Source organism: Bacillus suaedaesalsae, assembly GCF_016890225.1.
GTDB lineage: Bacteria > Bacillota > Bacilli > Bacillales > SA4 > Bacillus_BS > Bacillus_BS suaedaesalsae.
The window spans coordinates 126,991-150,681 of record NZ_JAFELM010000013.1 but is presented as its reverse complement, the minus strand read 5'-3'; the positions used below and the strand labels follow the sequence as shown (position 1 = coordinate 150,681).

19 protein-coding genes are annotated in these 23,691 nt (G+C 37.3%); 12 read left to right on the top strand and 7 right to left on the bottom strand.

Going from position 1 to position 23,691, the window contains the following annotated elements; all coding sequences use genetic code 11:
• Positions 1-36 precede the first annotated feature (36 nt).
• On the bottom strand, positions 37-927 hold the full coding sequence (locus tag JR050_RS02630; protein WP_204201964.1) for a TetR/AcrR family transcriptional regulator: 891 nt from the start codon (positions 925-927) through the stop codon (positions 37-39).
• A 194-nt stretch (positions 928-1,121) separates the two neighbouring features.
• Between JR050_RS02630 and JR050_RS02625 the strand changes: the two genes are divergently transcribed.
• From JR050_RS02625 to JR050_RS02600, 6 genes are all read left to right on the top strand, one after another.
• On the top strand, positions 1,122-2,660 hold the full coding sequence (locus JR050_RS02625) for a DHA2 family efflux MFS transporter permease subunit (RefSeq protein WP_204201963.1): 1,539 nt from the start codon (positions 1,122-1,124) through the stop codon (positions 2,658-2,660).
• 146 nt (positions 2,661-2,806) lie between these two features.
• Entirely contained in the window at positions 2,807-4,345 is a 1,539-nt protein-coding gene (locus tag JR050_RS02620; RefSeq protein ID WP_204201962.1) for an MDR family MFS transporter, read from the top strand.
• Positions 4,346-4,508: 163 nt separating this feature from the next.
• Entirely contained in the window at positions 4,509-4,880 is a 372-nt protein-coding gene (locus tag JR050_RS02615) for a DUF2089 domain-containing protein (protein ID WP_204201961.1), read from the top strand.
• 112 nt (positions 4,881-4,992) lie between these two features.
• Positions 4,993-5,358: an SHOCT-like domain-containing protein gene (locus tag JR050_RS02610; RefSeq protein ID WP_204201960.1), complete on the top strand. Its 366-nt coding sequence runs from the start codon at positions 4,993-4,995 to the stop codon at positions 5,356-5,358.
• A gap of 30 nt (positions 5,359-5,388) precedes the next feature.
• Positions 5,389-5,619 (top strand): hypothetical protein, encoded by a 231-nt coding sequence (locus tag JR050_RS02605; protein WP_204201959.1) that lies wholly within the window; start codon positions 5,389-5,391, stop codon positions 5,617-5,619.
• 59 nt (positions 5,620-5,678) lie between these two features.
• Positions 5,679-6,959 (top strand): MFS transporter, encoded by a 1,281-nt coding sequence (locus JR050_RS02600; protein ID WP_204201958.1) that lies wholly within the window; start codon positions 5,679-5,681, stop codon positions 6,957-6,959.
• Between the two features lie 301 nt (positions 6,960-7,260).
• Here JR050_RS02600 and JR050_RS02595 read toward each other — a convergent pair whose 3' ends face one another.
• Positions 7,261-8,439 carry a trans-sulfuration enzyme family protein gene (locus JR050_RS02595; protein WP_204201957.1) on the bottom strand — a complete coding sequence of 393 codons (1,179 nt, stop codon included), beginning with the start codon at positions 8,437-8,439 and terminating at the stop codon, positions 7,261-7,263.
• A gap of 131 nt (positions 8,440-8,570) precedes the next feature.
• Here JR050_RS02595 and JR050_RS02590 point away from each other — a divergent pair, with 131 nt between their 5' ends.
• The 4 genes from JR050_RS02590 to JR050_RS02575 all read left to right on the top strand — a co-directional run bounded on the left by JR050_RS02590 (position 8,571) and on the right by JR050_RS02575 (position 12,517).
• Positions 8,571-9,377 (top strand): DODA-type extradiol aromatic ring-opening family dioxygenase, encoded by an 807-nt coding sequence (locus JR050_RS02590; RefSeq protein WP_204201956.1) that lies wholly within the window; start codon positions 8,571-8,573, stop codon positions 9,375-9,377.
• 316 nt (positions 9,378-9,693) lie between these two features.
• The gene (gene desA / locus JR050_RS02585) at positions 9,694-10,761 is read left to right on the top strand and encodes a Delta(5) desaturase DesA (protein ID WP_204201955.1); all 1,068 of its coding nucleotides are present in this window, start codon (positions 9,694-9,696) and stop codon (positions 10,759-10,761) included.
• Positions 10,762-10,781: 20 nt separating this feature from the next.
• A complete protein-coding gene (locus JR050_RS02580; RefSeq protein WP_346726694.1) occupies positions 10,782-11,915 on the top strand; it encodes a sensor histidine kinase in 1,134 nt (377 codons plus the stop codon).
• A complete protein-coding gene (locus tag JR050_RS02575; protein WP_204201954.1) occupies positions 11,912-12,517 on the top strand; it encodes a response regulator transcription factor in 606 nt (201 codons plus the stop codon). Before JR050_RS02580 ends, JR050_RS02575 begins: the two co-directional genes overlap by 4 nt.
• A 51-nt stretch (positions 12,518-12,568) precedes the next feature.
• On the opposite strand, the gene JR050_RS02570 is transcribed toward JR050_RS02575, so the two are convergent.
• On the bottom strand, positions 12,569-14,962 hold the full coding sequence (locus JR050_RS02570) for an immune inhibitor A domain-containing protein (protein WP_204201953.1): 2,394 nt from the start codon (positions 14,960-14,962) through the stop codon (positions 12,569-12,571).
• A 419-nt stretch (positions 14,963-15,381) separates the two neighbouring features.
• Between JR050_RS02570 and JR050_RS02565 the strand changes: the two genes are divergently transcribed.
• Positions 15,382-17,811: a S8 family serine peptidase gene (locus tag JR050_RS02565; RefSeq protein ID WP_204201952.1), complete on the top strand. Its 2,430-nt coding sequence runs from the start codon at positions 15,382-15,384 to the stop codon at positions 17,809-17,811.
• Between the two features lie 41 nt (positions 17,812-17,852).
• On the opposite strand, the gene JR050_RS02560 is transcribed toward JR050_RS02565, so the two are convergent.
• Positions 17,853-18,341, bottom strand: a complete 489-nt coding sequence (locus tag JR050_RS02560) for a hypothetical protein (RefSeq protein WP_204201951.1) — start codon at positions 18,339-18,341, stop codon at positions 17,853-17,855.
• 138 nt (positions 18,342-18,479) lie between these two features.
• Between JR050_RS02560 and JR050_RS02555 the strand changes: the two genes are divergently transcribed.
• A complete protein-coding gene (locus JR050_RS02555) occupies positions 18,480-19,463 on the top strand; it encodes a Gfo/Idh/MocA family protein (RefSeq protein ID WP_204201950.1) in 984 nt (327 codons plus the stop codon).
• A gap of 462 nt (positions 19,464-19,925) precedes the next feature.
• Here the strand turns inward: JR050_RS02555 and JR050_RS02550 are convergent, their stop codons facing one another.
• The 3 genes from JR050_RS02550 to JR050_RS02540 all read right to left on the bottom strand — a co-directional run bounded on the left by JR050_RS02550 (position 19,926) and on the right by JR050_RS02540 (position 23,691).
• A complete protein-coding gene (locus JR050_RS02550; RefSeq protein WP_204201949.1) occupies positions 19,926-21,575 on the bottom strand; it encodes a M20/M25/M40 family metallo-hydrolase in 1,650 nt (549 codons plus the stop codon).
• 260 nt (positions 21,576-21,835) lie between these two features.
• Positions 21,836-22,309 carry a hypothetical protein gene (locus tag JR050_RS02545; protein WP_204201948.1) on the bottom strand — a complete coding sequence of 158 codons (474 nt, stop codon included), beginning with the start codon at positions 22,307-22,309 and terminating at the stop codon, positions 21,836-21,838.
• A 113-nt stretch (positions 22,310-22,422) separates the two neighbouring features.
• The gene (locus JR050_RS02540) at positions 22,423-23,691 is read right to left on the bottom strand and encodes an ammonium transporter (protein ID WP_204201947.1); all 1,269 of its coding nucleotides are present in this window, start codon (positions 23,689-23,691) and stop codon (positions 22,423-22,425) included.

Below are 23,691 nucleotides of genomic sequence, written 5' to 3'. Positions count from 1 at the left end.
CTTTTTTGCGCGGTCACACATGTTTAACTTCTGCCATTAATGACGGTCTTCTTTATGCTTAAAGTAATGGACAATATGCTGTTCTAGCTCAAGTAAATTGTTATTGTCTGGAAGAGAGGTTTCCTGCTTTAAAGTTGCTAACGTACTCTCAAGTAAAAACTTTCTTGGGTGTTTTGATTCAATTAATTCTTCTTGGATAAACTCAATTAATTGTATATATTTTTCGTGTTGTTGTAATTCCTCTTTTAATGTGAAGACAGTTTTGTGAACTTGTTGTTTGAATGCGTGCCTTTGCCCCTTCTTCATCGGCATCCAACTTTCAATCAAATCAGGACTAAGTAATTGCTCCTTTGAGTGAGAAACTTCGGACACTATGTTTTTTATTCGATTCACACTATATTGAACTACTTGTTCAATGTTTGAATGAGACTCATAAGCGAGTGAAAAATATCTTATATTATGATGCAAGATGCCAGTGAACATAACAGCGCAATCTAATAGATATGGTTTCTTATCAGCTCCAAAAAGTTCGATGAATCGATTGTAAATCCATAATAGGTATTTAAGTTGAGCTTTTTTAATCGCTTGTTTTAATTCGACGTCATTTAAAAAGCTTACTTCTTCAAAAAGTGTTATGAGATTGTTTTTTCGATTTGTTTGCATTTGAAGATTAACTTGTTTAACAAAGATTGTAATATCTGATGGATCTTGCCCGACTAGCAGGGCATTACGATCTTCCTCAAGTTTTTTATATATTGATGTGAAAATAGCGATTAACAATTCATTTTTAGATGAAAAATAATTATAAAATGTGCCTTTGGAAATGCCGCTATACTCTAAAATATCTTGAATAGATGTTGCTTGAAATCCTTTTTCAGTAAATAATTGATGAGCCTTTTTCAATACATGCTGCTTCCGATCGTTCATTGAATCACCTTTTTAACATGAATTTGTACGAGTAGTATACTAGTCATCGTAACGTATTTATACCAGTTTCACAAACACTATAAATGACAGTATTTTTCAATTGCACAATTTGTACTGATGTTATATTATAGATTTTATGTGAATGTGAACAAAGGGTATAAATAATTGTACCGTGTGTATAAGGAGGAATGGAAATGGATTCATCAATTAATCATGAACGTCCACCATATGGACTATTAGCCGTATTAATGGTTGCTGCATTTATTGCATTTTTAAATAATACTTTATTGAATATTGCTTTACCGTCAATTATGGATGATTTAGAGGTAGGACCATCTACAGTACAATGGTTAACAACTGGATTCATGTTAGTAAATGGAGTGTTAATTCCTACAACAGCCTTTTTGATACAAAAATATTCTGTTCGAAAGCTATATATTGCAGCAATGGGCTTATTCCTATTAGGTACTGTCCTTGCAGGATTTGCGCATGAATTTCCATTATTATTAGCAGGAAGAATGACGCAAGCATCTGGATCAGCGATATTAATGCCTTTATTAATGAATGTCATGTTAGTAAGCTTCCCTGTTGAAAAAAGAGGCGCGGCAATGGGTGTGTTTGGTCTAGTGTTAATGGGAGCTCCTGCTATTGGACCTACATTATCAGGATATTTAGTCGAACATTATGGTTGGAGAATGTTATTCCATTTTGTAACTCCAATTGCTGTTATTGTATTACTTTTAGGGATCTTCTTGATTAAAGATAAGAAGGAACGTCTAAACATAAAGTTAGATTACTTTTCGGTATTGCTTTCAAGTATCGGATTTGGTGGATTGTTATATGGATTTAGTTCCGCTGGAAACAAAGGTTGGGATAGTCCATATGTATATGGAACGATTGCAGCAGGTGTAATTGCGTTAACGTGGTTTATTTTACGTCAGGTGTACCAAGATACACCTATGCTTAACTTTAAAATCTTCAAATATCCAATGTATGCATTATCTATTTCGATCTCAATGGTCCTTACAATGGCAATGTTCTCAGGTATGTTATTACTACCGATTTATGTTCAAACAATCAGAGGTATCTCACCTTTAGATGCTGGACTTATGCTGTTGCCTGGTGCCATACTTATGGCAGTTATGTCTCCAATTACTGGGAAATTATTTGATAAGTATGGCGGACGCATATTAGCCATTGTAGGTTTAGCTATTACGGTTGTTACAAGTTATCTTTTTAGTAAGTTAACAATGGATACCTCCTACACAGAACTAATCATCTTATATACAGTTCGTATGTTTGGAATGTCAATGGTTATGATGCCAGTATCAACAAATGGGCTAAACCAACTTCCTGCGGTGTACTACCCGCACGGAACAGCGATGAACAACACCTTACAACAAGTATCAGGTGCAATTGGAACAGCTCTGCTTGTTACAATCATGTCTAACCGTGCAGAATCACGAGGTATTGAACTTGGTAATGTAGCTATGAAAAATGCAGCTTCTAGCGGTGCTCAACCTACTGCTGAGCAAGTGGCTCAACTGAAGGAACAAATTACAATGCAAGCAACATTAGATGGAATAAATTTTGCCTTCTTCGTTTCTGTATTCATAGCGGCACTTGCGCTTGTTATGGCATTCTTTATTAAACGTGCAAAACAAGAAGAAGACATTATTGGTAAAAAGACTGATGGTGGCGCAGTGATGCCAAAGTTGGCTGGAAATAATTAATGAAGTGGGAGAGGATTTTTTGAAATCCTCTCCTTTTAGTAGTCGAAATATGTAAATAAAATTTACAAAAAGTGCCTATATAATACAAACAAAATTATGATAGATTAGATGTCAAGAGAAAATCCAGTTGAAGGGAAATACATACAATGACAAAAACAAAACAAAGTCATTTGGGATTTGTTATAGCAGGTCTCCTGCTTAGCATTCTAATGGCATCAATGGATAACACAATTGTTGCAACCGCCATGGGTACCATTGTAGGTGAGCTTGGAGGCTTTGATAAATTCGTTTGGGTAACCTCGGCTTATATGGTGGCTGAAATGGCGGGTATGCCGATCTTCGGAAAATTATCTGACATGTTTGGTCGGAAGCGATTTTTTATATTTGGATTAATCGTTTTCTTATTTGGTTCCATTTTATGTGGGACCGCAAACACCATTACAGAGCTTAGTATTTATCGTGCTATACAAGGTATAGGTGCAGGGGCCCTGATTCCCATTGCGTTCACCATCATGTTTGATACAGTACCAGTAGAGCAAAGAGGCAAACTAGGTGGGTTATTTGGAGCCGTGTTCGGATTATCAAGTATATTTGGTCCATTACTAGGCGCATATATTACGGACTATATTAGCTGGGAATGGATATTTTACGTTAATGTTCCACTAGGTATTATCGCATTTATTTTTATTGCGGTTTTTTACAAAGAATCAGCAGTTCATAAGAAACAAAAAATCGATTGGTGGGGAGCGATCACATTAGTTGGTGCGATTGTTTCCGTGATGTTTGCTCTTGAACTTGGTGGAAATGAATATGAGTGGGATTCTTCGGTCATTGTCAGTTTGTTTGTTTCATTTACAATCTTATCTGTCATTTTTGTTTTAATTGAGAGAAAAGCAGAAGAACCGATTATCTCATTTCCAATGTTCAAGAACCGCTTGTTCACAGCAAGTAACGTAATTGGTTTATTCAGTGGTATGGCATTTATTACAGCATCTATCTATATTCCTATCTATATACAGGGAGTACTAGGGGGAACGGCCACAAATTCTGGTCTAGTTCTATTGCCAATGATGGTAGGATCGGTTGTTTCGGCAACTGGTGGTGGATTTTTAATGAACAGAATCAGTTATAGAAGGATATTAATCATCTTTACAATTATTCTTATTGCTGGAATAGCGTTATTAAGTACGCTAAGTCCAGATTCCAGCAGGCTATTGGTTACGCTATATATGATTGTGACAGGGCTAGGAATTGGTGCAACTTTTTCTGTTCTACCGAATGCGGCGATTCATCATTTTGAGCCATCCATGAGAGGATCGGTAAACTCAACTGTCTCATTTATACGCTCATTAGGAATGACACTAGGTATAACGATATTTGGGATTATTCAACGTAATGATTTTACTTCTAGTTTACAGGAGATATTCGCAGGAATGAACGGAAACGGAATGAATGGCTCGATGCTGAATGATCCAAGAGCCATTTTACAGCCAGAGGCACGCGCGCAAATTCCAGAGCCAGTGTTGGATAAGATCACAGATGTCCTATCTTCCTCTATTACCTTTACGTTTATGTGGGCTATTATCCCATCTGTACTTGCATTTATTGGAGCGCTCATCATGACGAAAGATCAATTAAGTGAGTCTATTGAGTACAAACAAAGTCAATCAATAACAAACAAGTAATCGTATCATGTAGAAAAAGGGTTACCCGAATGAAAGGGTAACCCTTTTTATGTATATTTTAATAGGATTATTAAAATAATTAATTTTAAGTTTAAAATAATTAATTATTTGATTGATTTAATTAATGATAAATCATATAATCAGTTTATGGAGGTGGAAAAAAATGGGTATAGAAGTAATTACAACCTGTCCGATATGTGAGGAAAGATTAAATGTCACAAAGTTAACCTGTGGACATTGTCACACAACGATCGAAAACAAATTTGACTTTCCAGCATTGTTTTCATTGAATAAGGAACAACTTCAATTCATCCAGACTTTTATACTCTGTAGGGGAAGTATTAAAGAAGTGGAAAAGGTTTTAGGAATATCCTATCCAACAGTTAGAAACAAACTAGAAGAAATTATTTCAGAGCTTGGTGATCCATATCAAGTAAACCAAGAGAAGGCAGAGGAAAAGAAAAATATTCTGGATCGACTTGGCAGTGGGGACATTAGTCCTGAAGAAGCAGTGAAAATGCTGAAGAAAAAATAAAAAAAGCACTTCACTAAAAGAGTAGAAGTGCTATCCAAAAAAATGTGTGTACCATCATTTTACAAGATTAAAGGGCATTCGTCGAGATAGTAAAATTTGAGGAGGAGAATAAATGAAATCTGATATTTCAAAGGTACTTGAATTGTTACAGGACGGAAAGTTAAATAATGAAGAGGCTGCTGAGATTTTATCTGCATTAAAGGAAGAAACAGCTCCGACTATTGACACAAACAAATATATGGAAAAGAGCTTGAAAATTCTTGTGGATTCTGTTGATGGCGATAAGGTAAAGGTCAATTTACCATTGAAATTAGTGAAATCTTTACACGGGGCGATTGGACATATACCAGCAGTACAACAGCACCTTAATGGTGTAGATATCAATTTAATTTTAGAAGCGATCGTAAATAATGTTGAAGGACCGATTGTGGATGTGGAAAGTGCGGACGGAGAAAAGGTCCTCATCGTGATTGAATAGATTATGAAGATAAAAGTGGTGACACCTGATTTGAAATTTCCAATACGTATTTGGATTCCATATACACTTCTGTCAATGGGAACATCTAATGTTGTAGTAAACTTGTTGAAAAAAAAGATTGGCAGTGAGTATGCAGAGATGATCCAACAACTAGATCATAAGACGTTAAAGCAACTAATTCATAGTCTAAAAGAGTTTAAAGGCACAGAGCTTGTTAATGTTAAAGACAAAGACGGGACAATAGTAAGGATTACGTTATAAATGCTAGAGGTGATTGCAGTAAGTATACGTGTAATCACCTTTTTTGTGGAGGTATTAATATGAAAGAGATATTTAAAAATCGCACTTTTGTAAAGTTGTTTTTAGGTGCTATTACTTCTCAACTTGGTTCCACGATTGGTAATATGGCATTTGCATTTTATTTATTAGATCATTTTAGTGACCAACCTTATTTGGCGACATTAGCTGAGTTAATGTACTCTCTACCGACTCTATTAGTATTTCTGTTCGTTGGTGTACTGGCTGATCGATTAGACCGCCAAAAGATTGCTGAGTACTCAGATTGGATTCGAGCGTTATTAACACTATTTTTATTTATTGCTGTTATCGTGAATAGTGTTCCGCTCATCTTTGCCATTTTGTTTTTAAGAAGTGCTATCTCTAAATTCTTTTTCCCTGCAGAAGCGGGGCTAATTCAAGGGATATTAACAAAAGAACAATATCAAACAGCAGCAGGTTTGAATCAAATGGTATTTAGTATATTTATGCTATTTGGAGTTGGGTTAGGAGCCTTAACGTATAAAACGATTGGGATTTATGGTGCACTGGTTATTGATAGTGTGAGTTTCATTGTCTCGGCATTTCTAATTCGCGCATGTTCCATTGCAGTCGAAGCGAGAATGCCAAACGGGAAAAATAGCATAAAAGATATGAGCTTTAAACAAACAATCACAGACTTTAAGCTTGGGGGAAGATATATTTTAGATAGAAAACTTTTGCTTACAATTGTCTCTGGATTCTTTATTTTTGGCTTTATTAATGGTGGATTTGCAATTTTACCGTTATTTACAATGAAGTTTAAATTAGCACCGGATAACTATGAATGGTATGCTTCGTTATTTGCAATTTTCTTCGGAATTGGTGTATTTATTGGGAGCTCGCTTTGTGCTACGTGGGGGAAGAAGTTTAAACCGCATACGTTAATCATTTTCGGAGTGCTTATGACCGTTGTGTCTACAGCGGGGATGGGGTTTGCGGATGGAATATGGCTCTACCTATGCTTCGTATTAATGACAGGTTTTATGATTGCACCGATTAACGTCGCTCTGGCTGGATGGATTCCTACTCTTGTTGATCCCAGCTTTATGGGTAGAGTGAACGGGTGGGTGGATCCACTTATGATGTTAGCTCAATCAATTTCTTTAGGGCTTATTGCTTTAGTTTTCCCAAACGTGATTAGCTCAGTTGATTTTATCTACTTTGGAATAGCGATATTAATGCTTGTTGTTGGTGTGTACTACTTATTTACATTACCGAGATATAGTAGAGAGGAAGAAGTGGGAGAGGTAAAGAACTCAATCAAACCTGGAGTTCAACTTTAATGAAGGCTGTTTTCGTATAAATTGTTGTTTTTGTAAAAATCCCAAAAGCCGGATTTTTACCCTAGTAGCAAGAGTCAGCTATACATTAAGAGAGTCGCTCTTTTCAACTTGATACTTATAAAGACAAATCAACGAATTGAGCATAAAGCCAATGTGTTAAACAGCAACAAAGTTTTAGAAAAGAGCCTTAATGAAAGAAGGCGAGAAACCCTATTTAAGGAGTTCTCGCTTCCTACATAGTTTATAAAAAATAAAAATTTCTTAACGTCCAACTACTTACTGCTAGAAAAGTATCACTAGTTTAACATTCAAATAGTGCTTGGTTAAGGTCATTTATTAGCATTTGAACTGGTTCTAGTCCAACAGATATTCGGATGAGTCCAGGACTTATTTTTTCCTTAAGTAAAGCATCCTCGTTATCACCTACATTGGGTGATAAGATGAGACTGTCAAATGTACCCCATGATACTCCGATTTTAAACACTTTGACCTTATTTATAACCCTTTTTATTGCTTCGTAATTAGCATCTCTTAATTCAAAAGTCATCAGACCAGAAAAACCACTTAATTGTTTTGTCCTAAGCTCAGAATCACGCACAGGCGGAAGTCCAGGATAATTAACCTTTTCGACAGCAGGATGTGTTTCTAAGAATGTAGCAACCTTCATTGCATTCTCCTGGTGAGCTTTCATTCTTAATGGTAAGGTTTTTAACCCACGAAGCAGTAGAGTAGCCTCTCTAGGTCCGAGTGATCCTCCAAATAATAAATACTCATACTGAAATAAATCTTTCATAATTTCCTTACTTGTAATAATGGCCCCACCTACTAAGTCCATATGCCCCCCTAAATATTTTGAGGCGGAATGGACAACGATATCTATCCCGTGAAGTAAAGGTTTTTGAAATAATGGGGTTGCCCAAGTATTATCAACAATTGTTCGTATTCCTTTCGATTTTGCAAGGTTAGCAAGTTCACTTAAATCAACAAGCTGGAAATTCAAGTCTGTAGGATTCTCAATAAAGAATAATTTTGTGTTTGGTAAAATCGCTTGTTCAATATCTGAAGTTTTCGTTGAATAAACAACTGAATGATCAACGTTGAATTTCTTCATATATGTTAGAAGGTTTGTCGTTGATTTATAGATGTTACTAATGCACAGAACATGATCTCCAGCTTGAATACTATTTAGTATTGCAGCATGAATAGCAGCCATACCGGAAGCGAAGCATTTACACTGTTCACCACGTTCTAACCTCGCTAATTTCTTCTCGACCACATCTAAAGTAGGGTTTGTCCCCCGCCAATATGAGTAATGAAATCGCTCATCCTTGATTGCTTTTACATGATCTTCATGAGAGGAATGGACAAATACAGAATTCTCGAAGGTTGGTGGAAATATAGCTCCAAAAAAGTGATCAGGGTCACTTTCGTATTGTGTACAAATGGCTTCATCTTCTGAAAATAAATTGGAAGAGTGCATAGTAGTTCCTCCGTTCTAAAAATGATCTATCATTAAGTATGTGGAAAACATTTCTTGTTATACGGAAATAGGAGATTTAATGAAAAGCACGAATATATTAAGTAAAAAAATTGAGGATAGGAGGGAATCGAATGAATCCATTTGTTTTTTCATGCATTACTTCGCATGGTACAGAGATTATTCCAGAACTTCAAGGACAGTCTCCTGAAAGGATGTCATTAACGAGAAGGAATATGACGGAAATAGGTCTTGAAATGGAAAAGGCAAAACCAGATGCAATTATTGTTTTAACACCACATGGAACTCGAATAGCTGGCCAGTTTTCGATTACAGATTCAGAAAATATGGAAGGGACGATAGAAGAAAACGATATCGTTTTTACATTGAAACGCAGAGTTGATCGTGAGTTAGCAAGAAAAATTGCGGAACATGCAAATGAATTAGAACTTCCGGTAGGATTAATAAATTATGCTACTGCATCAGGACCTTATTCTAGCCTATCAATGGACTGGGGTGTGATGGTTCCGCTACGGTTCATGCCAAATGTTCCGATTGTCGTGATTAACCCAACTAGGGAATTGTCCTATGAGAAGCACCTGGAATTTGGAAAAGCTGTGCGTAATGCGGTATTAACTTCAAATAAAAAGATAGGTTTAGTTGCTAGTTGTGACTGGTCTCATACACATAACGAAAATGGACCTTATGGCTATCACCCTGCAGCACAAACGTTAGACGAACAGGTATTACAAATTGTAAAGCAAAATCAACTAGAGAAATTACAAGGTTTTGATGAAGAATTTGTAGAAGCTGCAAAACCTGATGGAATATGGCAAGCACTAATTTTAGCAGGTGCCATCCCGGAAGAAGAGAGACATATTAAACTTCGATCATACGAAGCTCCAACTTATTTTGGTTTATTGTGTGCGAGTATTTACTAAAGGTGAACATTTTTGTTTATATAGACAATTTCTAAATAATTGAAGAGGTATACTTTCATCCTTGACGAGAAGAAGCCTCGAAAAAATATCATTTCGAATTGATAAGCATATTTGGAAAACAACTAAAAAATTTGCTCATTTTGAATTAATTTCATCCTTCATAATCCTTACAGCAGCTTGTACTTCTATTGACCTATATGACATTTGTCATGCTGTAATATATGACGTTTATTACTTATACTTTTTGAGATTTTTTCTATACTAAGTAGTAGACACAAGGTGTATCTTGGGAGTTTAATGAAGGAGGATTAATCATATGAGTAATGCAAGTATCTCGAAGCTAAAAAAAGATGTCGCACCATATGAAAAAACAGATACGAAGGCTAGTATCATGCAGATTATTAATACAATTGGGCCACTATTACTTCTATGGTATGGTGCGTATTTAAGCCTATCCGTTTCCTATTGGCTAACGTTACTGATTGCCATTGTTGCATCCGGTTTTATGGTTCGTACGTTCATCATTTTTCATGATTGTTGTCATGGATCTTTCTTTAAAAGTAAACTTGCAAACGATATAGTAGGTACAATAACAGGAGTTTTAACGATTGTTCCTTACGAGCAATGGAAGAAAAGTCATTCCATTCATCATGCTACGAGTAGTAACCTTGATAAACGTGGAATCGGCGATATGTGGATTCTTACAGTTGAGGAGTATGAGGCTTCCTCCATTTGGACAAAAATTTATTATCGAATCTATCGAAATCCAGTAGTCATGTTTGGTGTTGGTCCGATTGCCGTGTTTCTATTGCAATATCGTTTTAATACAAAAAATGCGAGAAAAAAAGAGCGAATCAATACGTATATTACAAATGTATCGATCGTTGTATTATATAGCTTATTATGCTGGGCAGTTGGTTGGCAGGCGTTCTTATTAATTCAGACACCGATTTTCTTTGTTTCAGGTTTACTTGGAATTTGGTTATTTTATGTTCAACATCAGTTCGAGGATTCTTACTTTGAACATGAAGATGAGTGGAGCTATGTACAAGCGGCTGTTGAAGGAAGTTCTTATTACAAATTGCCGAAAGTGCTACAATGGATTACAGGGAATATCGGCTTTCACCATGTTCACCATTTGAGTCCGAGAGTACCAAACTATAATTTAGAAAAGGCTCATAACGCAACTCCACCTCTTCAAAAGGCGACTACGATTACTCTTTCTAAGAGTTTTAAATCATTACGCTTCCGTCTATGGGATGAAGAGAAAAAGTCGTTTATCAGCTTTAAAGAAATGAAACGGACAAAGGAAAATGAACATTCTCTATCTAAACAATTAAAAGCGAAAAGATCAAATCCAAAGCCAAGTTTAGAGGGGAAATAAAACATAAAGGGGAGACAACCGTGAAAAAGGTTTATCAAATGTTTCTTAAAAATACGGGATTAAGTCCGTATGTTTGGGTTGTCTTCTACATTCTTCCTTTTTACTTTATTTTTAAATCGCAGTCTCCTTATCAAACGGCAATCGGGATTTCGATGATTGTCGTCTTTTTTGTGTGTTATGTTCTTTCTTTTATTTCTAGAGGGTGGCTTGTTTATTTCTGGACGACTATTCAAATTGCTATTTCTCTTGGGATGAGTTTGTTATATGGGTATATATACTTCTCTCTTTTTCTAGCTTTTTTCATAGGAAATTTGAAAAATAAGGTTGCCTTCATTACGTTATATACGATTCATTTAATTAGTACTCTTTTTACGATAAACTATGGCTTTATTACGAAAAACCCTGTGTTTATTACCCAGCTGCCATTTGTATTTTTGAGTCTTATAGCGGTCATTCTCCTTCCTGTAAGCACGTATAATAAAAACAAAGAAGATAAGCTTCAAGGACAATTAGAGGATGCAAATAAGCGAATTGAGGAACTTGCGAAGCTAGAGGAAAGACAGAGAATTGCAAGAGACCTACACGATACACTAGGTCAAAAGCTATCCCTAATTGGATTGAAGAGCGACTTAGCGCGAAGATTAATTGCTAAAGATCCAAGTCAGGCTCAATTAGAATTACGAGATGTTCAACAAACTGCTAGAATCGCTTTAAAGGAAGTTCGGGAATTAGTGACTGAGATGAGAGGTACGAAACTGGAGGACGAGATCTTCAGAATTGAACAAATCTTACAAGTTGCTCAAATAAACTTTAAGCTAATTGGTGATTCTCATTTGTTCAACACATCTTTAATCGCTGAAAATGTCGTGAGTATGTGTATAAAAGAGGCAGTTAATAATGTAGTAAAACATAGTAATGCAACAACTTGTACGATTACGATTGAGCAGTTGGAAACTGAACTTTTTGTAAAAGTCGCAGACAACGGAATTGGAATTAAGGACCTTGGGACTATTCGAGGGAATGGTTTACAAGGAATGAAGGAAAGACTAGAGTTTGTGAATGGAAGTTTGGACATTCAGTCAGAAGATGGAACAACGATTATCATCAAGGTACCGAATATATTTAAACAGATCGATCAGGAGGTGGGAGTATGATTCGAATAATTATTGCAGAGGATCAAAAAATGCTATTAGGTGCACTTGCTGCTCTCATCGATTTAGAGGAAGATATGGAAGTAGTGGGAAGAGCGGGAAATGGGGAAGAAGCTGTCAATCTTGTAAAGCTGCATAACCCTGATGTGTGCATTATGGATATTGAAATGCCAGGCTCCAGTGGGCTAGAGGCAGCTGAACAGTTAAAAGGACTAGATTGCAAGGTTATTATATTAACAACCTTCGCAAGAGCAGGTTACTTTGACCGTGCTGTGAAAGCAGGGGTGGATGGATATTTACTGAAAGACAGTCCGAGCGAAGAACTATCAAGCTCTATTCGAAGTGTTGTATCAGGAAGACGTATTTATGCTTCAGAACTCGTAGATGAAGCCTATAATACAAGTAGTGAAAACCCACTAACCGATAGAGAAAGTGAAGTGCTTGTCTTGATGGCAGACGGAAAAAGCACGAAAGAAATTGCAGGACAATTGTTTCTTACAACTGGAACTGTACGAAATTATATATCAGCGATTTTAGATAAATTGGAAGTTAGTAATCGAATTGAAGCGATTACGAGGTTCAAGGAAAAAGGTTGGTTTAAATGAAAGGGTACAAAAAAGACGATGGCTTAGCCATCGTCTTTCCTTTTGCGTTAATTACTTGAAGATTAACACTTTACCAACAGTACCGTCAGCACTTTCACCAGTAACACGGAATTTTAGTCCGTAGTTAGGAACATTACGTCCAGCATCTGGTAAGCTTGGGTTTAAATAGTTCGCACTATCATCAAACAAAGTATTTTGTGCTGTAGAGTTATCCTTCATTGTTATACCCAATAGGTCTGTATAATCTAAGAACATCTTTTCAGATTTTTGTAGGCTAAATGCTGCATCATGAACTTGGTAACGAGAAGAACCAACAGATCTGTCACTCCAGAAGTTACCTTTTTGATCAGCATCTACAACCCCAACAAAACCTTCACCAGGGTGATTACCAGTCCAGTTGTCGCTGTACTTTTTGTCTACATACCATACAACTAAACCTTTGTTATATTGCATTAGGCTTGCACCACGGCGGATGTTGGCTAATCCCTCATCAACTCCGTTATGACTGCGCCATTCTAACAGGTAATAGTGTTCACTTGTAACAATACCAGTAGATTTTTCAAATCCTTCAAGAACAAATGCCGATGTACCTTCAGCATCATCGAATAATACTTGGTTTCCATCAACTGTTACAGTCACATCATCAACATATAAACCTGGGTTAATTGCAGCAACGTCAGTCCAGTAGTTAATAGATAGTTCTACTTCTTGACCAGCATATGCTGATAAATCGAAGCTTGCGTCAACCCACTGACCATTTGAAGAACCTGTAATACCATGACCAGGGTTTTGATCGTGTGGATCAGTTTCAGTCGTTAAGTTCCCTTTAACTGTTTCTCCGTTAACCTGTACAGAGGCATAATCCCAATCAACCTCAATATCATACCAAGCTTTGAACGTTAACTCAGCTGATGTAGCATTAGTTAAATCTAAAGTTGTTACTAAAGAGTTATCTAGATTATTATCGCTGCCTGAGAAGTATTCAAATTGCCCACTGAAAGGAGTGTTGATAGTTGTCTCCTTATCTGGAAGAGTTACCTTAACTACGTCATTGTTTGTTCCTTTTGTACTTGCTTCATCTAGTAATACTTCTGTACCGTTACTCGATACGTCATCAAGACTGATTTCAGTACCTGTTAGCCAGTTACCACCAGCAGATGCTTGTAGCATTTCTTTCATATAAGGGCTAAATCCAGTAGGCTGTGCTCCAGGTAAACCACCTGCCCAACTTCCGGCAGACATGATAGACCAATATGCTACTGCTTCTCCAGCACCTGTATACTGAGTGTCATACTCATCAGGTAAACCTAAATCATGACCAAATTCATGCGCCATAACCCCAACTGCTCCATCTTCTGGCTCAATTGTGTAGTCATATGCATACATTGTTCCTGCTCCCCAGTAATCAACAGCTGGTGCTGGAGATCCTGGAATCGCGTAGATTCCACCTAAATTCCAACGGTGAGACCAAATTGCATCTCCACCAAGATTTCCTCCACCTGCTTCTTCACCTACACCAGAGTGAATAACCATTAAGTGGTCAACAAGTCCGTCCGGCTCAAGGTAATCGCCGTCACCGTCTAAATCGTAACGGTCCCATTTATCATAGTCTGCTAGATTTACTGTAGGATCAGCAGCAGCTAAGCGTAATGCTTCTGCAACAAGGCTTCGAGGTCTTGCATCGCTTCCATCTGGATCTGGAACATTTCCACCATAGTAAGCAGCAGGCTTACTTGCTGTATACCATCCAGCAACTGTACCTTTCACAGAATAACTACCACCAGATTGTTGTTCATAATATTGCTTCATAGATACATAAGTTTTTCCATCTGGACCTTTCCAGCCACCTGTACCAAATAGCATATCTTGGTAATGTTCACGTGAGTACGCTTCTTCTCCTTCGTAATACATATCTGTCTCTTCAGCAGTTAATGTATTGTGAGGCACATCAGGGTAATCAATTAAAACAACAAGTACATCATCTGTACGAGTTCCGCCATCCCAAGCTTCTTCTTTTACAGAATCAACAGAGTTTTTCTTTGCCTGACCCAGTTTATTTCCATTTCCACTAGTTAGGCTGTTATTATTCTTCATTTGCTTTTGAAGTTCTGCACGGACTTCCTGTTCATTTTTATGAAGGTCGCCTACTTCTTTTTCAGCTGCTTCGGACTTCCCTTGTAAAAACTTGTTTAATGCTTTTTGTGCATCAGCAGGAGTTGCATTCTTTGCAATTGTCCCCTGATCTTTTAGCATCTTAATAAGACGCTCATCATTAGCTACACCTAGGTCGAATGGAGATCCGCCGTAGGGATGAGAATGATCGGAATGATGAGAATGTGAGTCAGTTGCTTTTGCGCTTGGTGAGTATGTAGGTAATGCTGTACTTAGCATTCCAACACTCAGTGCAATTGCAGCTGCAGTCGAAAGAACTTTTGATTTCTTCATAATTTCCCTCCAATGTTTTTACTATGTCACGGAAACGTATGTAAAAATATCTAGTTGGGTTATGTGTGACACTAATAGTTCTAATATATCAGAAAATTATTAATATTAAAATAGATTTAAAGAACTATTATATTACATTTACATTACATGGGGCTGGTCGTATATTACTAGTTTATAAGTGTCTTATTCACATGGGGATAGTAGTATTGGGGTGATTGAGGGTTTGTATACGCATAGTGGATAGTGTGGTATTTTGTCAAAAGTACACTAAATCACTCGAAATAATAGGACTTATGATTCAAGGATTATTGATTTAATTTACAGAACATTAAATGTGTTCGAAATCTTTTTTTCGGCGCTAAATATAAGGGGGGAGAATATAAGCGCAACTACTATGAATAAAGGGGATGAATAGATTCATGTCAAAAAGGTCTTTTAAATCTTTAATTATCAGTTTTGCTTTTTTACTCGCTTTTTCATCATTTGGAGCAGGGGCGGTTGCAGCAACGAACAGTGGTGAAGCTCAACAAATTGCTCAAATTCATGGAGATTTTAACTTTCAATCTGCCGAAAACACTTCAGTAATCGTTGAACTTACAGAACCATCTATGGTAGAAGCGAAGCATACAGGTAAAAAACAAACAAAATCTAATCTTTCTAAAGCTCGTAATCAAGTAAAATTAGAGCTTAGTAAAAAGGTTAAGGGTTCTAAGGTGAATCGAGAGTATGAACATGTATTCTCTGGTTTTTCTGTTGAACTTCCAGCTAATGAAATCCCAGCTCTATTAGGAGTTCCGGGGGTAAAGGCTGTGTACCCGAATGTAGAATACAAAGTAACAAGTGTGGGGAACGCGGAATTAATTTCTTCTGATGCAGTGAGCCCAAATATGTTTGATAGTGCACCGCACATTGGAGCAGATCAAGCATGGGAAACTGGTTTTACAGGTGAAGGTATTACAGTTGCGGTAATCGATACTGGAGCTGACTATAACCACCCTGATTTAAAGCATGCCTTTGGAACTTATAAAGGATGGGACTTCGTTGATAACGACAATGATCCGCAAGAAACTCCCGTAGGTGATCCAAGAGGAGCTGCAACTCAACATGGTTCACACGTTTCTGGAACAGTAGCAGCTAATGGATTAATTAAAGGTGTTGCTCCTGAAGCAACGTTACTTGCATATCGTGTATTAGGTCCTGGAGGAAGCGGTACAACTGAGAATGTTGTAGCTGGTGTTGAAAAGGCTGTACAAGACGGTGCTGATGTAATGAACCTATCTTTAGGTAATTCATTAAACAATCCAGACTGGGCAACAAGTATTGCGCTTGATTGGGCAATGGCTGAAGGCGTCGTAGCTATAACTTCAAATGGTAACAGTGGACCAAACAATTGGACAGTAGGTTCTCCAGGTACTTCTCGTGAAGCAATTTCAGTTGGTGCGACACAACTTCCTTACAATGTATACACTTCTACGTTATTCACGTCGGAAGGTGTTTCTTATCCATCTGCAAAAGTAATGGGATTCCCTAGTGATGAGGAATTACTTGCGTTAAATGGAAAAGAATACGAATATGTTCATGTTGGATTAGGTGCTGCAAACGATTTTGAAGGAAAAGATTTAACTGGGAAGATTGCATTGATCAGCAGAGGGAATTTTGCTTTTGTTGACAAAGCAACAAATGCAAAAAATGCCGGAGCAGTAGGAGCGATCATTTACAATAACATCGCTGGTGAACATGCTGATGTTCCAGGGATGGCAGTGCCGACAATTAAAACAACGTTAGAGGATGGTCAAAAACTTCTTGCAGAATTAGAAAAAGGAAATAACAAAGTATCATTTAATATCGAGTATAACAGTCGCGTTGGTGAAACGATGGCTAGTTTCTCATCACGTGGTCCTGTTACTGGAACGTGGATGATCAAGCCGGATGTTTCAGCTCCTGGTGTGAATATTACGAGTACGGTTCCTACCCATAACCCTGCAAACCCTTACGGATATGCAGCTATGCAAGGAACAAGTATGGCATCTCCACACGTAGCTGGTGCTGCTGCTGTATTATTACAAGCACACCCTGAGTGGAGTGTTGAAGATGTAAAGGCTGCATTAATGAATACTGCTGAGGATTTAATTAATCCTGCAACAGGACAGTTGTATCCACACAACACTCAAGGTGCAGGAAGCATTCGTATTATGGATGCGTTGAATACTGAAACACTAGTAACACCTGGTAGTCATTCTTTTGGAACGTTCTATAAGGATAAAGGGAAGCAAGTGGAGAAACAACATTTCACAATTAAGAATACGTCAAAGGAACGTAAAACTTATAGCTTTGATGTGAACTTTGGAGAAAACTCAAAAGCTATAAAAGTGATGACTAGCTCAAACCTTAAAGTTAATGCAGGGAAATCACAGCAAGTGAACTTCAATGTTCAAGTTGACGCAGGAAAACTTGCACCAGGTTACTATGAGGGCTCTATTACAATCAGTGATGGATCCGGATCGATGAATGTACCAACAATATTATTTATTAAAGAGCCAGATTATCCTCGTGTTTCAAGTTTATCAGTGGCGCAAGGTAATGATGGACCTAATGGTATTTCCGGTTACTTCCCTGGTGGAGCAGAAGAAGTTGTATTCTTTATCTATACAGCGACATCAACTGGTGGACCACTGCAATTTGTAGGTGTAGTGTCAGAACATACAAATGTTGGTTCGGGTTTCCAAACGTTTGAATGGGACGGAACTGTAAATGGACAAAAGCTTCCTGCAGGTTACTATAACCTATATGCAAATGCAACGTATGTAGGAGTAACTACTCAGTCAGGAGTTAACTTCCAGATTAAATAATATTTTAAGGTCACGGCTTAGGTCGTGACCTTTTATTATTCTCATTCCATCCAAGTCCTAATTTCCCCCTTATTCCTCACCAACGTCATCTCTCCAATCACTTCATGTCCACAAGTCTCTTTTATAACGCCTAGTATTTCATCCCAGTCCTTTTCAAAGGGGAAGTAGGGTAGGCGGGCAATGCAGAGATGACCGCTAATATGTGTTTCTACTTCCATGATGGGAGAACCGTTTAGTTTTCCTTTGCGCACTTCTTTAATCATTTCTAGTGGTATAGAGTATCTAGTGAAACCAAGTTGAATAAAAATAAGCTTATTTGACCGTAGAATTATACGTTGGCTTTTTATTGATAGAAATATAAGTAAACAAACACCGACGTAGAGACTGCTCATCTTGAAAAAAATCATCCAATTTTCATAACTGGCTTGGTTTAATAGGTGAATGACGCTGCCGATTGTTAGAACTAGTATAAAAATGGTGAACATTAGCTTAATTGTGCCTTCAGTTGAGGGAGAGTACATTTTTAGCATTCCTAACTCCTTCTTGAATAAGTTTTGTTATCCTTCATTCTTTCTGAACGATGGAATTTTAAACTTATAGAATGGAGTTGTTTTATAAAAATCTATTTAGTAAGGTTAAGAAAGAAAATGTAAAAGGAGAAGTGGGAAATGGTTAGATTTGGTACTATCGGCACGAACTGGATAACAGATAAATTACTTGATGCGGCAAAGTTCGTTGATGGTTTTCGGTTAACAGCAGTATATTCTAGGTCTGAACAAACTGGCCAAGAATTTGCGGAGAAACATGGTGCAACGTATGTGTATACTGATATAAATGAAATGGCAAAAAGTGAACATATTGATGCAATTTACATAGCAAGCCCTAATTCGTTTCATCATGATCAAGCAATTACGTTAATGAGTGCAGGTAAGCATGTGTTGTGCGAGAAACCATTCGCCTCAAACTTCCGTGAAGTAAAGGAATTGATTGAATGCGCACAAAACAATAATGTCGTATTAATGGAAGCGATGAAAACAACATTACTTCCGAGCATTACGGCTGTGCAGGAGAATCTACATAAAATCGGGAAAGTACGTAAATATTTTGCTAGCTATTGCAAGTATTCTTCTAGATATGATTCTTATAAGCAAGGCACGATACTGAATGCCTTTAATCCAATTTATTCAAATGGGTCTTTAATGGACTTAGGGGTATACGGAATTTATCCAATGGTCTTGTTGTTTGGAAAACCAATGGATGTAAAAGCAACAGCGACAATGCTAGATTCAGGCGTAGATGGAGCAGGGAGTGTGCTTGCCTTGTATGATGGAATGGAAGGTACCATCCTACATTCCAAAATTTCAGATTCGTACATTCCTTCTGAAATACAAGGAGAGAATGGTAGTATCTTAATTGATGAGATTTCAGAACCGGGGAAAATAGAAATTCGCTATAAAAATGGGAGTGTTGAATATATTAAATTTAACCAAGAATATCCACCGATGTATTACGAAGTCAAAGAATTTGTAGACTTAATTAGAATTGGACAACTAGAATCTAAAGTGAATACATACGAACGTGCAAAGATTACAGCAGAAATTTTAGAAGAAACTAGAAAGCAAATTGGACTTATTTTTCCAGCGGACAAATAAAGTGAAGAGGTTGTGACAAAAATAAAACACGATACTCAAAAGACGAACAATTTCAAATTAGATAGGCTTTTAATACAGCTGTTAATTTCCGTGCAAGACTTCGCTTTCCGCGGGGTGTTGGTGAGCCTCCTCAGTCGTTCCTCCCTGCGGGGTCTACCTAACTCGCTTCTCCCGCAGGAGTCTTCGTCTTGTACTCCAATTAACAGCTAGAAAATACCTTAAAACAAAACGTAGTCTCTAACAAAAAAACAAAAAAATCCGAACTCATTCAAATCCTATTAAACGAATTTGAGATGATTGTTCGGATTTTTCTTCGCCGAAAATACTTTTGGCCCTGCCTCTTCTGTATGAAATCATGAAATTTTAAAAAAGGCGCGAGAATAATTAATATATTGCGATGTTCACGTTATAATAGCGAGAATCACAAGAAAATAGCGAAATCCTACAAAACTATGCCCCCTACTATCCAATCAATCTACGAATCACTTCATTTGTTAGATTCGGTACAATTTCTAAAGAGAACTTTTTCTCTAGTCGTTCATATTTTTTATGTGCATCATACCCGTAAGGTCCGATATTAATAATCGGTACATTAATATCCCGAATGTCTTGGAAATTCACGTAATGCTTTGTTCCCCAGCTCGGATTATTTTCAATGATTGCTGAAATTCCTTCTTCATCATCATTTAACGCAACAAAGCTCATATCAGAAATATAAGGGAAGAAGTTGCGAATCACAATCGGATGCTCATACTCAGGTTGAACTGCGAGTACTGCCTCATCTAGTGCAGAAATTAAATTTCGTTCATTTTCTGTTTCTCCTGAAAGAGCAATACGAGGAGAGTAAACAGAAGAATAAAATACAATCATTGCAGGTCTCTTATCTGGCATCCACTTCCATGCTTCTTCAACAACTCTAGCAGCGTACATACGTATATCCAAGCTATCATCTTGTAACAGTTCCTTTTTGAAACTCTCCATATGAGAAAGATACGCTTCACCGTGCTCATCTACTAATAAGTCATTCATTTCTTCATAAGTAAATACACGTGGAGTCCAAATCGTCTCTCGATAAGGCTCGCCACTCATTTCACAATATTTCTTATATCTCTCGGTGTAAAGTTCCAATGCATTTTGAAAAGCAATCGTTGCTTCGACTTTTAAACGTTCAAGCACATCTTTTGGAGACCAAGAATGTACAAAGAAATTGTAGTACACATATGCCGATAATGCTGTTTGGACAGTATAGGACGGTTTTAAATCCATTTGCTTTAACGAAACGGGTGGTGCTGGTATTTCTCCAAGTGCCTCATCACATAAATCAGGATTGTAATCGATATGTCTAGTTAGCTCCGCTGCCAGGAAGTTCGGATCGAGACCTTCAAAGCATGAGCCTACATGAGTTTCTGCGCCAGTTATAAAAAAAGACGGCAGAAGCTTACCAACTGTCCCCTTATATATGTATCGGTTTTCATCCCCTTCGTAGCGCGGTGAAACAAAGTCTGAATTGATAGCTCCAATATAGTTAAAGTTGTGCTCCTCTTTCCATGCCTTTAAATCTTTTAAAGAAGAAAGAATACCATTTGAACTATCTTCTTCATCACACTCAGAAACTAGTACTAGATTACCATCCAGCTCCTCAGGATGTTCAGAATAGTACTTTAGTAGATAAATATTACTTGCTAAACCGCTTTTCATATCTAGGGAACCTCGACCGAACATCCACTCACCAGATTCCGCGTGTTCACGAACAAGTGGAGAGAGAACTTCCTTTTTAAACTCTTCCACAAGTTCATCTGGACGAGTAGCAATTTCTGATAAATGGTTAAAATCATCTATTCCAACTGTGTCCATATGACCAATTAATATAACCGTATTATTCGAAGTTCCTTTTGTCCCTTTTACAAATGCAAGGACGTTATATCGTTCAATTGTCTCGTTTCTAGTTTGAGAGAGAATGACTTGACTTGGATTTTTTATGAAGTAGGGAAAGTTTGAAATCAAATTATATAACTCAATTCCGATTTCTTTCTCTCCATCGGTGTTCACGATACTTTCAATGTTTACTAACTCTTTTGTTAATGATGAGACTTCTTCCTTGCAACGCAACATCTATGTAGCCTCCTTAAGTATTCATTACATAAAACGTATCGCAAAATTTTGATGATTACAACAACAAAAAAAGAAACACTCGAATTAAGCTAAGTCCGAGAATTTCTTTTTAATGGTTATGTTAAACATTGAGGTTCATTTTCTGTGAATGTCGATTGTTCTGCACTCGCTGTGAAAAAATCCCTCATCAGAAATGCTACAATCGTGTTCTGGTCTATTGTGGAATTTGAATTTACTTATTTCCCTGTAACATGACCTTGTTAATACAAACTAAATCTTCGTGTTTTCTCAAACATATACTGAACAGCATATAAAAGATACGCTTTATAATGGATATAAAGGAAGAATTGAAAACGTGTTAATTTGTTAAGGCGAATGATTTTAAGTTTTTTAAGAATATCCATACCAACAAAAGCAAAAAGCCCATCTGCAATGACATTTAATAATATGTATTTTTTAAAATTTCCATATGAGAATTTTAATAACCACATGGAAAGAGGCATATAAGGGCCAATACTAAAAGGGAGTTCATCTCTTAAAAAAGATTTAGGTCTATCATAAAATTTCCACCACTTTTTCTTGTGTCCATACAAATGATTAATAATTTCAAACACAATGATAAACATACCTGCAAAGGAATAGCGTCTAAAGCTCCGTTTTCCTATAAATAACAATGTGAACCATGGAATTAGTATGATCGCCATATTAAATAGTTTATGCTTTTTAGATGTCATGACCCGTTTCACCTCAAACGAATTTTTCTTCACTTTCCCAATGTAGCCAAAAACGATAAAAATAAACCGCTAATAGTAGCGGTTTGGATAAAATGAGTATTAATTTGTTTTTCTTACGAACTCATTTTGTTATCTTTTTGAGAAAAGATCAGTTCCGGATATCCAAAACTACCATGTTCGCTCACATCTAATCCCAAAATTTCTTCTTCTTCCGTGACACGAAGTCCTTTTAATATATACTTACAAACTAGTAACAAAATGAAGGAAACCCCAAATGCATATGCTCCTGATGTTGCAACACCTAATGCTTGAACACCTAGTTGCTCGAAACCTCCACCGTAAAATAATCCGGGTAACCCAACAGTCGCTAGTTGTGGAGTAGCAAAAAAACCAGTAGAAAGTGTGCCCCAGACTCCGGCTGTGCCGTGAACAGAAAGGGCGAAAATTGGATCATCGATTTTACGCTTTTCAAAAAAACGAGCACTGTAAAAAACGAGTATTCCAGCGATAAAACCAATTACAACTGCGGCCCATGTGTCCACAAATGCACAGGAAGCTGTGATTGCAACGAGTCCTGCTAAAGCTCCATTTAAAATTGTTGGCACATCTGATTTACCAAGTACTAGCCAAGAAATAATGAGAGCTGCAACAGCACCGCTACCAGCTGCCAGGTTTGTGTTAAGTGCCACAAATCCAAAGAAACCACCATCGACTGAGAGAGTACTACCTGCATTAAAGCCAAACCAACCGATCCAAAGAATTAACACCCCGAGTGCAGTGTAAACTTGGTTGTGTCCATAAATGTTGTTGGTGGAGCCATCCTTGTTGTATTTTCCTATACGTGGTTTTAGCAAGATTGTAGCAGCTAATGCAGCCATTGCGCCGGTTAAATGTACTACTGTAGACCCAGCGAAGTCCTGTTTTCCGTGCTCTGCCAACCAGCCTCCTCCCCAAATCCAGTGTGCAACTACGGGATAAACGAGTGCTGCAAATAAAAGGGTGAATAAAACATATACCGAGAGTTTTGCTCTTTCTGCGAATCCACCAAGAGCAATCGTAATAGAGATTCCGGCAAAGGCTAATTGAAATAAGAAGAAAACTGACCCTGATAAACTAAGTCCCTCGATATCGTAACCAGAATAGAAAAAGTCAGACAATCCAATGAAGAGGTTACCGTTGCTACCAAAGATAAACGCATATCCGACCGCCCAAAAAACAAGAGATGATAAACCAAATGTGAAGATTGTTTTCCCAGCAATATGTCCGGCATTTTTCATTCGAGTTGATCCTGCTTCCAAGAGAATGAACCCACCTAACATGAAAATAACTAAAATGGCACTAAACATAACCCATAGGCTATTCATTAAAAAAGTAATATCCAT

Bases quoted from the DNA above. Each gene is read 5' to 3' on its own strand.
- JR050_RS02595 (WP_204201957.1), bottom strand. From the start codon at position 8,439: ATGCACTCTTCCAATTTATTTTCAGAAGATGAAGCCATTTGTACACAA.
- JR050_RS02565 (WP_204201952.1), top strand. From the start codon at position 15,382: ATGTCAAAAAGGTCTTTTAAATCTTTAATTATCAGTTTTGCTTTTTTA.
- JR050_RS02625 (WP_204201963.1), top strand. From the start codon at position 1,122: ATGGATTCATCAATTAATCATGAACGTCCACCATATGGACTATTAGCC.
- JR050_RS02600 (WP_204201958.1), top strand. From the start codon at position 5,679: ATGAAAGAGATATTTAAAAATCGCACTTTTGTAAAGTTGTTTTTAGGT.
- desA (WP_204201955.1), top strand. From the start codon at position 9,694: ATGAGTAATGCAAGTATCTCGAAGCTAAAAAAAGATGTCGCACCATAT.
- JR050_RS02540 (WP_204201947.1), bottom strand. From the start codon at position 23,691: ATGGATATTACTTTTTTAATGAATAGCCTATGGGTTATGTTTAGTGCC.
- JR050_RS02575 (WP_204201954.1), top strand. From the start codon at position 11,912: ATGATTCGAATAATTATTGCAGAGGATCAAAAAATGCTATTAGGTGCA.
- JR050_RS02590 (WP_204201956.1), top strand. From the start codon at position 8,571: ATGAATCCATTTGTTTTTTCATGCATTACTTCGCATGGTACAGAGATT.
- JR050_RS02630 (WP_204201964.1), bottom strand. From the start codon at position 927: ATGAACGATCGGAAGCAGCATGTATTGAAAAAGGCTCATCAATTATTT.
- JR050_RS02620 (WP_204201962.1), top strand. From the start codon at position 2,807: ATGACAAAAACAAAACAAAGTCATTTGGGATTTGTTATAGCAGGTCTC.
- JR050_RS02610 (WP_204201960.1), top strand. From the start codon at position 4,993: ATGAAATCTGATATTTCAAAGGTACTTGAATTGTTACAGGACGGAAAG.
- JR050_RS02560 (WP_204201951.1), bottom strand. From the start codon at position 18,341: ATGCTAAAAATGTACTCTCCCTCAACTGAAGGCACAATTAAGCTAATG.
- JR050_RS02545 (WP_204201948.1), bottom strand. From the start codon at position 22,309: ATGACATCTAAAAAGCATAAACTATTTAATATGGCGATCATACTAATT.
- JR050_RS02550 (WP_204201949.1), bottom strand. From the start codon at position 21,575: ATGTTGCGTTGCAAGGAAGAAGTCTCATCATTAACAAAAGAGTTAGTA.
- JR050_RS02555 (WP_204201950.1), top strand. From the start codon at position 18,480: ATGGTTAGATTTGGTACTATCGGCACGAACTGGATAACAGATAAATTA.
- JR050_RS02615 (WP_204201961.1), top strand. From the start codon at position 4,509: ATGGGTATAGAAGTAATTACAACCTGTCCGATATGTGAGGAAAGATTA.
- JR050_RS02570 (WP_204201953.1), bottom strand. From the start codon at position 14,962: ATGAAGAAATCAAAAGTTCTTTCGACTGCAGCTGCAATTGCACTGAGT.